Genomic DNA, 14,570 nt, shown 5'->3' with positions numbered 1-14,570 from the left:
GAACCGCGCGAATCCCCGGTAGATTGCGGCGATGCCTCGCGCCGACAAGCCAGTACCCATGAGCACAGCCGCCGCCAGAGCGATTTGGCTGCGCGCCCAGCGGCTTGATTCGGAAGTGCCGTTTGGCGAAGGCCCGCAGGCCACGGCGGCGGCGATCGAACATTTGGGTTATGTGCAGATCGATACCATCCATGTGATCGAACGCTGCCACCATCACATTCTCTGGAACCGGATTCCGGCCTATCGCCGCACCGACCTGCATCAGGCCCAGAGCATCGACAAAAGCATTTTCGAATACTGGACGCATGCGCTGTCTTATGTGCCGGCGAGGGATTTCCGGTTTTTCATTCCCGCCATGAAACTGCACCGGCGTGAGGGCCATCGATGGTTCAAGGAGGTGAAGCCGGCCGATCTTGCCAAGGTGATGCGGCTCTTGAAGAAGGATGGCGCGATGACCATCCGCGACATCGAGGATGACGTTCTGGTCGAGAAGGTACATCCCTGGGCAAGCCGCAAGCCGTCGAAGCGGGCATTGCAGCTGGCGTTCTATGAGGGCCGGGTCACGATCTCCGAACGCAACGGCATGCTCAAGACCTATGAGCTGATGGACCGGCATTTCGGTTGGGACAAGCCGCCAAAGCCGGCCTCAGCGCGCGAAACTGCCGGCTATCTTCTTGATCGCGGCCTGCGCGCGCAGGGCGTCGTCAGTCTCGATTCCATCTGCCATCTCGATGCGCCGAGCAAGAAGGCAGTCCGGCAATCGATCGAGGCCCGCATTCGCCGCAAGGAGCTGGTTGCCGTCGCGATCGACGGCGCTGGAAAACAGGAACATTGGGTGCAACCGGAGACGCTGGAGGCGAGGGCGAATGGAGCCAGCGAGCGGGTGCATATTTTATCCCCGTTCGACCCGCTCATCATCCAGCGCAAGCGGACGCAGCTGATCTTCGGCTATGAGCATTTTTTCGAGGCCTACGTGCCGAAGGAGAAGCGGCGCTATGGCTATTTCGCGCTGCCGGTTCTTGTTGGCGACGAGATCGTCGCCGCGCTCGACCTCAAGACCGATCGCCAGAACGGCAAAGTGCTGCTGCAGAAATGGAATTGGGTCGGCGCAACGGCGAAAGGGCCGCGCAAGCAGTTGAAGCGCCGCATCGAGGAAGAACTGCACCGCTTCGAGCGCTTTCAGCTCGGCGGGTGAGGGGCGAATTCGGCGGTCAAGGCCAGCCGATCGAGCAGCAGCCCCAGCCCAATCCCGGCGCCATAGGCGAGGATGTTCCACAGCGAGAAAATCCTTCCGAGCAGGAGCGCGCCAGCCAGCGTCAGGCGGAAATTGTCAAGCCACGGTGCGTGCACCAGCCGAAACAGTTCGACGGCGACGGCGATTACGGCCGAGATCGAAGCGACATGCAAATTCGAAAGCCTGGGGCGCGCGATCGCAACAACGAAAAACACCATCGTGCCCCAGAGCACCGAGCCGCCATATTTGACAAAAAAGGCAGATATTCCGAGACCAAGTCCAAACGCCCGGAGCGCCAGTCCGGCGGCAACAATTGCAAGACACAGCCAGGCGCGCGGCAATCTCACGAGAGCGCCGCGTCGGCGACCGGAATCGTCAGTTCGAACGTAGCGCCTCCATCAGAATCGACCAGGCGGATCGTGCCGCTATGCGCCTCCAAAACGGCACGCACAATCGCAAGGCCCATGCCGGTGCCGCCGTGTTCGCGCCGTGTCGTGAAAAAGCTGTCGAATATCTGCGTCCGGTTGTTGGGCGAGATGCCCTCGCCATTGTCGGCAACGGTCACGACCAGCAGGGCCTGTTTCCGCGCGGATGAAACGGTCAGCACGGTGCTGCGGTGGCGCATTGCGTTGTCGGCGAGATTGGAGAGAACGATCGCGGCATTTTCTTCCGAGATGCGAAGGGGCGTATCGAGATCGCCGCATGTCTGCACGTCCAGCGCGGCAAAAGACGAGCGAAGTGCTGCGACCGTATCGGCCAGCTTGGTGACGCCGACGCCGAATGGATTTTCCGCCCGCGCCAGATCGCGCAATCGGGCTGACATCTTCGCCAGCCGCTCGGTATCCGCCACGATATTGTCGAGAAACTTGCGCCGATCGTCGTCGTCCATGTCGGGTTCGTCGACGTCATCGCGCAATAGCTCAGCGGCGCCCTGGATCGAGGTCAGCGGCGATTTCAATTCGTGCGAAACATGGGTGGCGAAAGTAGAGATGAAATGCGAGCGCATGTCCAACCGCCGCGCCATCTCCAGAAAACTTTCCGAGAGCCTTGCGAATTCGCTGGTGCCGTGGCGCTTCAGCGGACGGAGCGCCGTACGGTCGCCCTTGCCGATCAGGTTGGTGCGTTCGACCAGTTCGCGCATCGGCTCGGTAATCGTGCGGTGAAACAGAAACCCAATCAGCAGCGTCGGAATGATGGTTGCAAGAATAGCCAGCATGAAGCGCGTGCGCTGCTCATAGAGATATTTAAAGACGTTGCTGGGCGTGCGCGAAACATAGACGACGCCGGCGACCTGGTCGCGGACGATCACCGGCATCGCCGTGAACACCCGAATTCCGGTACCGCGGCTGATGGAATAAAGCGCCGGCTGGTCGTGCTTGGAGTTTCGCACGCGCAGCACGGCCGCAAAATGCCCCTGCAAGGCTTCCGCGACTTCTTTCAGATGGGCAAGCGAAAGCCCGACTTCCTCGCGGCCCGCAATCACGACGCCGTTCGGATCGAGCAGTCGAAAGCCGGCCAGCGTCACGTTCTGCGTCGCGACGAGGTCCGGTGTCAGGCGCGAACCGAGCGCGATATAGGCGGGGTCCGCGGGTTTGGGCGGCGCGAGGGCCGGAGCCCGTGGGGGCAGCACGGTCTCGTTTGCCAGTTCGAGCTTGGGCCAGATCGGCTGATAGGGATCGTCCGGCAGCCTTGGCTTGGCCGGCGGCAATTTCGTGCCGAGCGAGACGTCTTGAGGAATGCTGGATTCGATTTCGCGGTGAAAGACAGCGGCCAACGCGGCACTTTGCGCAATCAACTCCGACTCGGTCTCCTGGATCAGCTGGTTCTGATAGACTTTCAGGAAATAGAGTGTGAACAGCGGCAGCAGGAGCACGCTGACCAGAACCAGGAATACGATCAGGCTGAGGCTCGGGCGCCATTTGACCGGCATACGAAGTGCGGGGTGGGTTACCTCGGTCAATGTGACGCCTCGCAACGGCCGAGCTTGAAGCCAACCCCGTGTACGGTCTCGATCACGGACTCGCAACCGGCCGCGGCCATCTTGGCGCGAATATTTCGGACGTGGCTGTCGATGGTTCGATCGGCGACGTGAATGTTGCCGGCATAGGCGGCATCAAGGATCAATTCGCGCGTGAACACGAATCCCGGCCGTGCCAGAAGCGCGCGCAGGATCGAGAATTCGAGCGCCGTTAGCGCGACCGGCTTATCGTCGAAACTCGCGATGCGCGCATCGATATCGACTGTAAGACCTCCGCGACTGAGCGTCTTCGATTCCGGCGGCGGTGGGGCACTGCGGGCGCGCCGAAGAATCGCGTTCACCCGCGCGACCAGTTCGCGCGGGCTGAAGGGCTTAGTCACATAATCATCGCCGCCGATCTCTAGTCCAAGAATGCGGTCGATTTCCTCATCGCGCGCGGACAGAAACAGGATCGGCGTTTCCGCGGTTTTCCTGATTTGCCGACAGACTTCCAGCCCGTCCATCTCCGGCATGCCGATGTCGAGAACGACGAGATCGTGGATGTTGCGGTCGAATTGGCGCAGCGCCTCCTTGCCGTCCTGCGCGATCGAAATGTTCATCCCGGTTTTCTCGAACGCAAAGCGCACGACGTCGCGGATATGCGGGTCGTCATCGACGACGAGAATGGAAGGAGCCATATCATTAGCCTTGCCAGAACGGGGTACTGACTGGGTTGTTAGCGAAATAGTGTTGAAGGCGCCACGCCCTGAAACCAAAGCTGCGCCAGTTTTTTGAGGAAACGAACGTTTCTCGGGTGTTCATGAAGCTCTGCAAATCGGGCTCCCAGGACGCTATAAGCTTCTTGCGACGGCGCTCGATCGCGGGCAGAGCCTGCGGGCCAAGGTAACGGAGATAGCGCCAGTCGAGGTTTTGTCCGGTCCCGCTCACTTCGCGGCAGTGCTCGACATTGTAGAACGCCACGAGCCGGGGCGCGTTGATGAAGCAGCATCCATAGAGTACGAACGCCACCGTGGCAGCATTGGTTGATGTCAGCCAATAAGTGGACTTCCGCCACACGATCTGGGCAAGGATCGATAGCAGGCCGGCGGCAACCAGCCCCATCCAGATAAACGCCGCCAGCCGCAAGTAGGTGAGCGAGTAGGTGGCGACGTAGAGATCGAGCCGGAAAATCGACGAGATCACCAGAAGAACGTTCTGCGTGATCCAGGCCAGCACGAGCGGGCGGATCAGCCGGGATTTCTTCGCCGGGCCGTCGGCGCGCATCGCAACCAGCACGAAGGCAGCAGCAAGCAATGCCGTGAAGATCAGCGGATAGGCGCCGCGGTGAGCGTACGAGGCGTAGGTTATGCCGTCAGGCAGCGCCGCGCCGCCCCACAGATAGCTCAGGTCAAGCACGGTCTGTAGAGCGAACAGCGCGTTGGAAAGGACGAGCGAACGCGTGATAGCCTGAGCGCCAAGAAGATAGTCGAGATCGGATGTGACCGAAGTGCTGACAGATGGGAGCTGCGGGATTCGCCGGGGCGTCGATTTGATGCGCCGATAGATCAGTGGCCAGATCATGCAGGCGATGAAGATCCAGAAGCTCAACCGCCACGGACTAATGAGTTCGAAGAACTTGCGCAGATCAATCTGCATCAAGCTGTGCTCAATCAGCGGATTGGCCGAAGAGAAAAGCGTCAGGAAGATCGCGAAGACACACAGCGGAACGATCCACGCAACCAGCCAGCCGAGCCAGCCCGGCGTCCAGATTTTCATGTGCCGGAGTGCGCCGATGGTGTCTTTCGCCAGCAGAAACGGACCCCGAAAAGGTACGGTCGCGGTTTCGAGCAATTGCCTTGGCCAGGATGTCTGAGGTGAGGCAATGGCGATGATCGCCATCGCCGTCGTCACCGTCGCCACCGTCACGGACAGGAAATTGACGTCTTCAATCAGCGGCAACAGGCCGGCGATAAATACGGCGACAAGGGTGAAGCGGCTTCTCCCCGACGCCCGCATCCCGTTGCTGAAGAGTGCCACCACGCCAAGCGCGCCGAGAAACAGCGCAAAGGAGATGCCGATGTTCCAGCCGTAGAACAGCCAGTCGGCCAGTGCGACGCAGCCGGTGGCGAGGATAAGCGGCGTTGCCAGCGGACGCGCGGGCGCGGCTTCGAAATCGGATGTGGTCGCGATCGACATGTTTATGTCCTGGAATAGACGAGGGTGAGATGAACGGCTTTTGGCCCGGGTTTGGCGGGAAGGCGTGGATTCGGCGTCGCCTGTAGTCTTGCAAACGGCAGAACGGTGCTGGGAGGAGTCTCCAGCCACCAGCCATCACGGAGCAAGCCTCGGGGAAGACGGGGTCGGTTGAATGAAACGGGGATGATTTTCGCCATGGCAGAACCATGCCGGTATGATCGGCAGGCCGTTTGTCCGACCTGTCGAGGATTTGCGGATTTATTTGCAGATTTTGCGCAGAGCCTTTGCACGGCGGCAGCCGGTGCGGTCGCGCTGATCAACTCGATCGGAAATCTCGCCGGCTTTGGCGGACCGCATCTGATCGGCTGGTCAAGGAGACGACCGGCAACACCTCGCCTGGGCTGCTCGTACTCGCTGCGTTGCCGCTGATTGCCGGCCTGCTGGTGTTCTTCGGCGGCCACGAATCGAAGGCCGAGTTCGCCGATTCCGGAAGGGCGGCTTAGGCCGCCTTGTCGTCCCCATCCTTATCCCTCGGAGCGGGCGGGAGTTTTCCTGACAACTCGCGATCACGATTTCATGATTACTGATGAATATTGACATTTATCAGTCAATACTCGACACTCCTCATGGAACTGGTGGTTACAGGAGGTCGCGATGTTGGTCCGCTCATTTTTTTCAAGTTATTCCAGGCTCTTGGCTGGAATTTCGCTAGCGGCGGTCGCAATCGCCCTGGGCGGCTGCAACGAGAAGGTCGCTCAAAAGCATGAGGAATCGCGGCCGGTTCTGGTCGCCACGGTCCATTACGAAGCCCAGTCCCCCGAGCGCAGCTTTGTCGGCACGATCAAGCCCCGGATCGAGACCGACATGGGCTTTCGCGTTCCCGGGAAGGTGGCGAAGCGGCTGGTCGAGGTCGGCCAGACGGTCGATGTCGATCAGCCGCTCGCCACATTGGACGAGATCGACCTGAAACTGCAGGCCGAGCAGGCCGTGGCGGAATTCGGTGCTGCTACCGGCGTGCTGGCCCAGGCGGGCGCAGCCGAGCAGCGTGCCAAGGACCTTCGCGCCAAAGGCTGGGCCACCGATGCGCAGCTCGATTCCGCCAAGGCGGCGGCCGACGAAGCGCGCGCGCGTCTCGATCGCGCCGAGCGCTCGGTCGAATTGACGAAGAATTCCCTGTCCTACGCAACGCTCGTGGCGGACACCAGGGGTGTCGTCACGGCAACGATGATCGAGCCTGGCCAGGTGGTTGCCGCGGGTCAGGCTGCGATCCGCATCGCCCGGCTTGGCGAGAAGGAAGCGGTCGTCGCGATCCCCGAGACGCTTCTCAGTCGCGCCAAGTCGGGCGTTGCCACGGTCACGCTGTGGTCGGAGTCTGAGAAGAAGCACGCTGCCAAACTGCGCGAGATCGCGCCGTCGGCCGATCCCGCGACGCGAACCTATCTTGCCAAATTCTCTCTGCCTGACGCGGGCGACGACGTCTCGCTCGGGATGACCGCGACGCTGACTCTTGCTGATCAGGCGACCGAACGCGTGGCGCGACTGCCGCTGTCGGCGCTGTACAGCCAGGGCGGCGATCCTTCGCTCTATGTCGTCGACGACAAGGGAGCGATCTCGTTAAAGCCGGTCGCCGTCAAATCCTACGACAGCAATTGCGTCGTCATCTCGGGCGGCGTCGACGAGGGCGCGAAGATCGTCACGCTTGGCGTGCAGAAGCTCGATCCGGGCCAGAAGGTCCGGGTCGTGTCGTCGTTGTCGTTCTGACTTTCACGTCATTCCGGGTCTGGTCCTTTCGGACCATCCCGAATGACGAAGAAGAAACAAGACTGCTTCGAAGTTCATTGGAGAAGTACGATGAAGCGCTTCAACCTGTCGGCCTGGGCGGTCAGTCATCCTGCGCTGGTGTTGTTCCTGATCATCGCGTTGGGCGTAGCGGGCTTTTTCTCCTATGAGAAGCTCGGCCGCGCCGAGGATCCGTTCTTCACGGTGAAGGTAGTGAACGTCTCGGCGATGTGGCCGGGCGCGACCGCCAAGGAGATCCAGGAACAGGTCGCCGACCCCATCGAGAAGAAGATGCAGGAGCTGCCCTACTTCGAGAAGGTGCAGACCTATTCCAAGCCCGGCTTCACGGCGATGCAGGTCACTTTCCGTGATTCGACGCCGCCGAAAGAGGTGCCCTACCTGTTCTACCTGCTGCGCAAGAAGCTGGTTGACGTGCAGGGGCAGTTGCCGTCCGGCCTGCTCGGGCCCGTCGTCAACGACGAATTCTCCGACGTCGACTCGATCCTCTACATGATGACGAGCGGCGGCGCCGACTATGCGCAGCTCAAGAAGGCGGCCGAGGGTCTTCGCCAAAGACTTCTGAAGGTCAATGGCGTGACCAAGGTCGATATTTACGGCACGCAGGACGAAAAGATCTACGTCGAGTTTTCGCACGCCAAGCTCGCCACGCTCGGCATCACGCCGCAGGCGCTGTTCGACTCGCTCGCCAAGCAGAACAATGTCGTGCCGGCCGGAACGGTGGAGACGTCCGCGCAGCGCGTGCCGCTCCGCGTCACCGGCGCGCTCGATGGCGTCAAGGCCGTGGCGGAGACGCCGGTTGAAAGCAACGGCCGCGTGTTCCGCCTCGGCGATATCGCAACTGTCAGCCATGGTTATGTCGATCCGCCGAGCTTTGTCGTGCGCCAGGAAGGCAAGCCTGCGATCGGCATCGGCGTAGTCACGGCCAAGGGCGCCAATATCCTCGAACTCGGCAAGGATGTGAGCGCTGCGACCGCTGAGTTCATGCGGGCGGTGCCGCAGGGCATCAATGTCGACCGCATCGCCGATCAGCCCGAAGTAGTCAAGCACGCGATCAACGAATTCGTACACTCCTTCGTTGAAGCGCTCGCGATCGTGCTGTTCGTCAGCTTTCTGGCGCTCGGTTGGCGCACCGGCATCGTGGTCGCGGCTTCGGTGCCGCTGGTTCTTGCGATCGTCTTTATCGTGATGGACGCGATGTCGCTCGACCTGCACCGGATCACGCTTGGCGCCCTGATCATCGCGCTCGGCCTTCTGGTCGATGACGCCATCATCGCGGTCGAGATGATGGTCGTGAAGATGGAGCAGGGCTGGGACCGCATTCGCGCGGCATCCTTTGCCTGGGAATCCACCGCCTTCCCGATGCTGACCGGCACGCTGGTCACAGCGGCCGGCTTTCTACCGATCGGATTTGCCAATTCGGCGGTCGGCGAATATGCCGGCGGCATCTTCTGGATCGTGGCGATTTCGCTGGTTGCTTCCTGGTTCGTTGCCGTGATTTTCACGCCCTATATCGGCGTCAAACTGCTGCCGAACGTCAAGATTCACCAGAATCACGATCCGCATGCGATCTACGAGACGCGGACCTATCGGAGCTTGCGCCGCGTGATCCAGTGGTGTGTGAACCACCGCGTCAAGACCGTGCTCGCAACGGTTGGCGTCTTCGTCGCCTCGATCGTCGCGTTTGGCCACGTCCAGCAGCAGTTCTTCCCGCTGTCCGAGCGTCCTGAACTGTTTTTGCAACTCCGGCTGCCCGAGGGAACGGCTTTCAACGTCACGGAAAAATCCGTGAAGAAGGCCGAAGAACTGCTCAAGGGCGATCAGGACATCGCGACCTACACCTCCTACGTTGGGCAGGGATCGCCGCGCTTCTGGCTCGGGCTCAACCCGCAGCTTCCGAATGAAGCGTTTGCCGAGATCGTGATCGTCGCCAAGGGCGTCGAGGCGCGCGAACGGATCAAGACCAAAATCGAGAAGGCGGTCGATGAGGGCGATCTTTCCGAGGCGCGGGTACGCGTCGACCGCTTCAACTTCGGGCCGCCGGTCGGATTCCCGGTGCAATTCCGCGTGATCGGACCGGATCCGAAGGTTGTGCGCGAGATTGCCTACAAGGTGCGCGACATTGTCGGGGAGAACAAGAACATCAAGGATCCGCAGCTCGACTGGAACGAACAGTCGCCGTACCTGAAGCTCGTGGTCGATCAGGATCGCGCCCGCGCGCTGGGCCTGACCCCGCAGGACGTGTCGCAGGCGCTCGCGATGCTGATCTCGGGCGTGCCGGTGACGACCGTGCGAGATGGCGTCGAGAAGATCGACGTGGTGGCGCGAGCCGTGCCTTCCGAGCGGCTGGATCTCGGCCATGTCGGCGATCTCACGGTGACCTCGCGCAACGGGGTCGCGGTGCCGCTGACGCAGATCGCCAAGATCGAATACGACCATGAGGAGCCGATCATCTGGCGGCGCAACCGCGACATGGCGATCACGGTGCGGGGCGACGTCGTCGACGGCGTGCAGGCGCCTGACGTCACCAACCAGATCTGGCCGAAACTTCAGGACATCCGCGATCATCTCGAACCGGCCTACCGGATCGAGCCGGGCGGAGCGTTCGAGGAGTCGGCCAAGGGCAATGCCTCGATCTTCGTGCTGTTTCCGCTAATGGTCATCGTGATGCTGACGCTTCTGATGATCCAGTTGCAGAGCTTCTCGCGGCTGTTCCTGGTGTTCCTGACCGCGCCGCTCGGCATCGTTGGCGCGTCGCTGGGGCTGAACGTCGCCAACCAGCCGTTCGGCTTTGTGGCGCTGCTTGGCCTCATCGCGCTCGCAGGAATGATCATGCGCAACACCGTGATCCTCGTCGATCAGATCGAGACCGACGTCGCGCATGGCCTGACCCGGCGGGAGGCGATTGTCGAAGCCACCGTCCGGCGCGCGCGGCCGGTGGTGCTGACGGCGCTGGCGGCTATTCTGGCGATGATTCCGCTGTCGCGTTCGGCCTTCTGGGGGCCGATGGCGATCACCATCATGGGCGGTCTGTTCGTCGCGACCTTCCTGACCCTGCTGTATCTGCCGGGTCTCTATGCGCTCTGGTTCCGCAAAAGCCTTGAAGAAAGCGGCGGAAGCGTTCATGTTGGCCGTGCGCCTCGGCAGGAGGGCGTCCACCAGCCCGCATTTCCATTGGCTGAAGCCGCGGAATAATTTGAACATCGACGCAGGTGCGATGTTGTTTGCAAAAGGCCCTGCTCGATTCCGGGATCGAGCAGGGGTGAGCTGGGTACAGAGATGACACTGACTGCCGAACATACCGAGACCGACACCCGGGAACGCGTTCTCGAGGTGGCCGAGCGGCTGTTCCGCCAGATCGGCTACCAGAAGACCACCGTCGGCGACATCGCCAAAGAGCTCCATATGAGCCCGGCCAACGTCTACCGCTTCTTCGAATCGAAGAAGGCGATCCACGAAGGGGTCGCGCGTGGGCTGATGGGGGAAGTGGAGATGGCTGCGAGGGCGATCCTGGCGAAGCCAGGTCCTGCGACGCCCCGCCTGCGCCAGCTGTTGACCACGATCCACCGCATGAACTCGGAGCGCTTCGTCGGCGATTCCAAGTTGCATGAAATGGTCGAGATCGCGATGGAAGAGAGCTGGGAAGTCTGCGTTGCGCATATGCAGACTGTCGTCGAGGCCATCGCCGGCGTGGTCGCGCAAGGCGTCGCCTCAGGCGAGTTCGAGACGGCCGACGTGCCGCTGACGGCCCTCTGTCTCTGCCAGGCCATGATGGGGTATTTTCATCCGCAGATGATTGCCCAGGCGGTCAACAAGCCCAAGCCTCACGCGCCGATCGAGCAGATGATCGATTTCCTGCTTGTTGGGCTGGCGGTTCGGAAATAGCCCTCCACGCATTTTGCCGCTATGTTGTTCTTGCGGGATGGTCCCTCGGACCATCCCGGAATGACGCATTTCACAGGAAGACCCAAGCGTGACCGAAAAAGATCTGCACTATTACGAGCCGAAAAACGGCCATGGCCTCAAACACGATCCGTTCAATGCCATCATCGCGCCGCGTCCGATCGGCTGGATTTCCTCGCGCGACGCCAAGGGCAACGTCAATCTCGCGCCCTACAGCTTCTTCAACGGTTTCTGCTATACCCCGCCGATCATCGGCTTTTCCTCGACTTCCTGGAAGGACAGCGTCGCCAATATCCAGGAGACCGGCGAGTTCGTCTGGAATCTCGCGACCAAGGATCTTGCGAAGCAGATGAACGCGACCGCCGCGCATGTCGCCCACGAGATCGACGAGTTCTCGATCGCAGGCCTCACCGCCGCGCCGGGCAAGCTTGTCAACGTCCCCCGTGTCGCCGAAAGCCCGGTCTCGTTCGAATGCAAGGTGACCCAGATCGTGCAGTTGCAGGGGGCCGACGGCAAGAAAGCCAACGCCTGGCTGACGCTTGGCGAGGTTGTCGCCGTCCACATTGACAAGGCCATGATCAAGGACGGCGTCTATCAGACGGCGCTCGCCCGTCCCATCGTGCGCGCCGGCCGCAAAGGCGACTATTTCGAGATCAGGCAGGACGCCATGTTCGAAATGCAGCGGCCGGATTGAGGGTTTCCGGCGGTTTTCGTTAGCGGTTAAGTTACTGGACTAAACCATACTGGACGCAGGTCATTTCCAGCCAGGAACGGAAACAATCGTTCCGGTGGTGGCGCATCAATTTGTGCTTTTTTCCGGGCGAAGTGTTCACCCGAATCCCGTTTCTTCCGTTAGAATTGAGGCCCGCGCCGCCGAATCCAAGGACATCGCCATGAGCTCCTTCCGCCGCGATTTTCTGACCAAGCCGATTTTCTCCTGGGCCCGCGGCGTCCTGCCGTCGATGTCCGATACCGAGCGTGAGGCGCTCGAGGCGGGCGACGTCTGGTGGGATGCCGATCTCTTCACCGGAAACCCGGACTGGTCGAAGCTGCTCAAGCAGGCGCCGGCGACACTGACCGGGGAGGAAAAAACCTTCCTCAACGAGACGGTCGACGAGCTCTGCGCGATGCTCGACGACTGGAAGATCAACTGGGAATGGCGCGACCTGCCGCCCGAAGTATGGGACTACATCAAGCAGAAGAAGTTCTTCGGGATGATCATTCCGAAGGAACATGGCGGGCTCGGATTTTCGCCCTACGCGCATTCGGAAGTCGTGCGCAAATTGTCGTCGCGCTCGCTGGTTGCGGCGGTCACCGTGATGGTGCCGAACTCGCTCGGCCCCGGTGAACTGTTGATGCGCTTCGGCACCAGGGAGCAGCAGGAGCGCTGGCTGCCGCGGCTGGCCGATGGCCGTGACATTCCATGTTTTGGCCTGACCAGCCCGGAGGCCGGCTCGGACGCTGCCTCGATGATCGACTCGGGCGTGATCTGCAAAGGCACGTTCGAGGGCAAGGAGGCGGTTGGCCTTCGTCTCAACTGGCATAAGCGCTACATCACGCTCGGGCCGATCGCGACCTTGCTGGGCCTGGCGTTCAAGGCCTACGATCCCGATCACCTCGTCGGCAACCAAGACGACCTCGGCATCACGGTGGCGCTGATCCCGACCGACCTTCCGGGCGTCTCGATCGGCCACCGGCATCTGCCGGCGATGCAAGTGTTCCAGAACGGTCCGAACTGGGGCAAGGACGTCTTCATCCCGCTCGACTACATCATCGGCGGCAAGGAACGCATCGGCCAGGGCTGGAAGATGCTGATGACGGCGCTTGCCGCGGGCCGCGGCATCTCGCTGCCCTCGCTGTCGGCGGCGGGCGCGGCCTACGCGGCCCGCACCACTGGTGCCTATGCGCGCATTCGCGAACAGTTCGGCATTTCCATTAGCAAGTTCGAAGGCATCGAGGAACCTCTCGCCCGTATCGCCGGCACGGCCTATCTGCTCGACGCGGCGCGGCGGCTGACCTGCGCGGCGCTCAACGAGGGCCACCATCCGGCAGTCATCTCCGGCATCATGAAACTGCAGGCGACCGAGCGCATGCGGATCGCGATCGACGACGCGATGGACATTCACGGCGGCAAGGCCGTCATCGACGGCCCGCAGAATTACATCGGCAATCTCTATCGCTCGGTGCCGGTCGGCATCACGGTGGAAGGCGCCAATATCCTGACGCGCAATCTCATTGTATTCGGCCAGGGGGCGATCCGCGCCCATCCGTATCTGTTGCAGGAGATGAACGCGCTCGGCGAGGAAGACCACGCCAAGGGACTGGATGCCTTCGATGACGCGTTCTGGAAGCATGTCGGACACAGCGTGGCGACGTTGTTCCGCGCCTTGGGCCGGAGCTGGACCGGCGGTCTACTCGCGCCAGCGCCTGACGCGGGCGCGGCGACGAAGTTCTATCGCCAGCTTTCGCGCTACTCGTCGGCCTTTGCGCTCTGCGCCGACATGGCACTGCTGACGCTCGGCGGCGCGCTCAAGCGCAAGGAAATGCTCTCGGCACGCTTCGGCGATATCCTGTCCGAGCTCTACCTGCTGTCGGCCGCGCTGAAGCGCTGGCAGGACGAAGGACGCCAGGCTACCGATTTCGCCGCGCTCGAATGGTGCATGGCCAGCGGCTTCCGAACCATCGAGAATCGCCTGGCCGAAATTCTGGCCAACCTGCCCAACCGGTTCGTCGCCGCCATCTTGAAACTCGTTGTCCAGCCATTCGGCGCGCGCGTGCTCGGGCCTTCCGACCGCGTGGTGCACGAATGCGCCCAACTGATATTGGAGCCGTCGGCGGTGCGCGACCGCCTGACGCCCGACCTCGCACATGTCGACGACGACGGTGGCGTGGCACGGCTGGAGAAGGCGTTCCTCCTCGTGACCGGTGCGGAAGAGATATCCAAACGCATGCGTGCGGCGCATCTGCATGATTGGCAGGAAGCCGTAAAACGTGGCGTGATTACCCAGGCTGAAGGCGAAAAACTCAAGGCGACGCATGAGGCGGTCGCAAAGGTGGTCGAGGTCGACGATTTCGCGCCCGAGGCACTTTCGCCAATCTACAAGAAGCCGAACGTGCGCCAGTTCTTCCAGGAACTCGGTGAGCAGAGGGCGGCAAGCTGATGGCGCGACCCGTCTTCATCATCGACGGCAGCCGGACGCCATTCCTGAAAGCGCGCAGCGGTCCCGGTCCCTTTACACCGGTCGACCTCGCCGTACAGTGCGGCCGGCCGCTTCTGGCGCGCCAACCCTTTGCGCCCGATGCGTTCGATCAGGTCATTCTGGGTTGCGTCAATGTCATTGCCGACGAGATGAACCCGGCGCGGGTTGCTGCCCTTCGCCTCGGAATGGGCGAAAGAATGGTCGCCTTCACGGTGCAGATCAATTGCGGAAGCGGCATGCAATCGATCGACACCGCCTATCGCTATATCCGCGAAGGGGTCTC

At 61.7% G+C, this 14,570-nt stretch carries 10 protein-coding genes and 2 pseudogenes; 8 read left to right on the top strand and 4 right to left on the bottom strand.

The genetic code is table 11. The annotated features are described in order from the left end of the window. Positions 1-31 precede the first annotated feature (31 nt). Positions 32-1,195, top strand: coding sequence for a winged helix DNA-binding domain-containing protein (locus M6D32_RS09630; protein WP_298255667.1), 1,164 nt, complete (start codon positions 32-34; stop codon positions 1,193-1,195). Here the strand turns inward: M6D32_RS09630 and M6D32_RS09625 are convergent. From M6D32_RS09625 to M6D32_RS09610, 4 genes are read right to left on the bottom strand one after another with little or no spacing between them, the layout of a single operon-like run. Next, on the bottom strand, positions 1,180-1,581 hold the full coding sequence (locus M6D32_RS09625; protein ID WP_298255666.1) for a DUF2809 domain-containing protein: 402 nt from the start codon (positions 1,579-1,581) through the stop codon (positions 1,180-1,182). The genes M6D32_RS09630 and M6D32_RS09625 overlap by 16 nt on opposite strands. Further along, complete coding sequence (locus M6D32_RS09620) at positions 1,578-3,194, bottom strand: HAMP domain-containing sensor histidine kinase (protein ID WP_366145828.1); 1,617 nt, start codon at positions 3,192-3,194, stop codon at positions 1,578-1,580. Before M6D32_RS09620 ends, M6D32_RS09625 begins: the two co-directional genes overlap by 4 nt. Next, positions 3,191-3,889 (bottom strand): response regulator transcription factor, encoded by a 699-nt coding sequence (locus tag M6D32_RS09615; protein WP_298255665.1) that lies wholly within the window; start codon positions 3,887-3,889, stop codon positions 3,191-3,193. The genes M6D32_RS09620 and M6D32_RS09615 overlap by 4 nt, the downstream gene beginning before the upstream one ends. Before the next feature lie 4 nt (positions 3,890-3,893). After that, entirely contained in the window at positions 3,894-5,387 is a 1,494-nt protein-coding gene (locus tag M6D32_RS09610) for a DUF4173 domain-containing protein (protein ID WP_298255664.1), read from the bottom strand. A 288-nt stretch (positions 5,388-5,675) separates the two neighbouring features. On the opposite strand from M6D32_RS09610, the pseudogene M6D32_RS09605 reads away from it, so the two are divergent. The 7 genes and pseudogenes from M6D32_RS09605 to M6D32_RS09575 all read left to right on the top strand — a co-directional run. Beyond that, positions 5,676-5,890 (top strand): annotated as a pseudogene (locus M6D32_RS09605) (MFS transporter); the annotation flags it as partial. 151 nt (positions 5,891-6,041) lie between these two features. Next, positions 6,042-7,148, top strand: coding sequence for an efflux RND transporter periplasmic adaptor subunit (locus tag M6D32_RS09600; RefSeq protein WP_298255663.1), 1,107 nt, complete (start codon positions 6,042-6,044; stop codon positions 7,146-7,148). A 90-nt stretch (positions 7,149-7,238) separates the two neighbouring features. Then, positions 7,239-10,379, top strand: a complete 3,141-nt coding sequence (locus tag M6D32_RS09595; protein ID WP_298255662.1) for an efflux RND transporter permease subunit — start codon at positions 7,239-7,241, stop codon at positions 10,377-10,379. An 84-nt stretch (positions 10,380-10,463) separates the two neighbouring features. Further along, the gene (locus M6D32_RS09590; protein ID WP_298255661.1) at positions 10,464-11,069 is read left to right on the top strand and encodes a TetR/AcrR family transcriptional regulator; all 606 of its coding nucleotides are present in this window, start codon (positions 10,464-10,466) and stop codon (positions 11,067-11,069) included. Between the two features lie 88 nt (positions 11,070-11,157). Further along, positions 11,158-11,781 carry a flavin reductase family protein gene (locus M6D32_RS09585; RefSeq protein ID WP_298255660.1) on the top strand — a complete coding sequence of 208 codons (624 nt, stop codon included), beginning with the start codon at positions 11,158-11,160 and terminating at the stop codon, positions 11,779-11,781. 199 nt (positions 11,782-11,980) lie between these two features. Further along, positions 11,981-14,248: an acyl-CoA dehydrogenase gene (locus M6D32_RS09580; protein WP_298255659.1), complete on the top strand. Its 2,268-nt coding sequence runs from the start codon at positions 11,981-11,983 to the stop codon at positions 14,246-14,248. Then, positions 14,248-14,570, top strand: a pseudogene (locus M6D32_RS09575) (acetyl-CoA C-acyltransferase); the annotation flags it as partial. The gene M6D32_RS09580 and the pseudogene M6D32_RS09575, both read left to right, overlap by 1 nt.

Origin of the sequence: Bradyrhizobium sp., from assembly GCF_027307225.1 — a bacterium.
In the GTDB taxonomy this organism is placed as follows: Bacteria; Pseudomonadota; Alphaproteobacteria; order Rhizobiales; family Xanthobacteraceae; genus Bradyrhizobium.
This window is presented reverse-complemented; position numbering and strand designations above follow the sequence as displayed.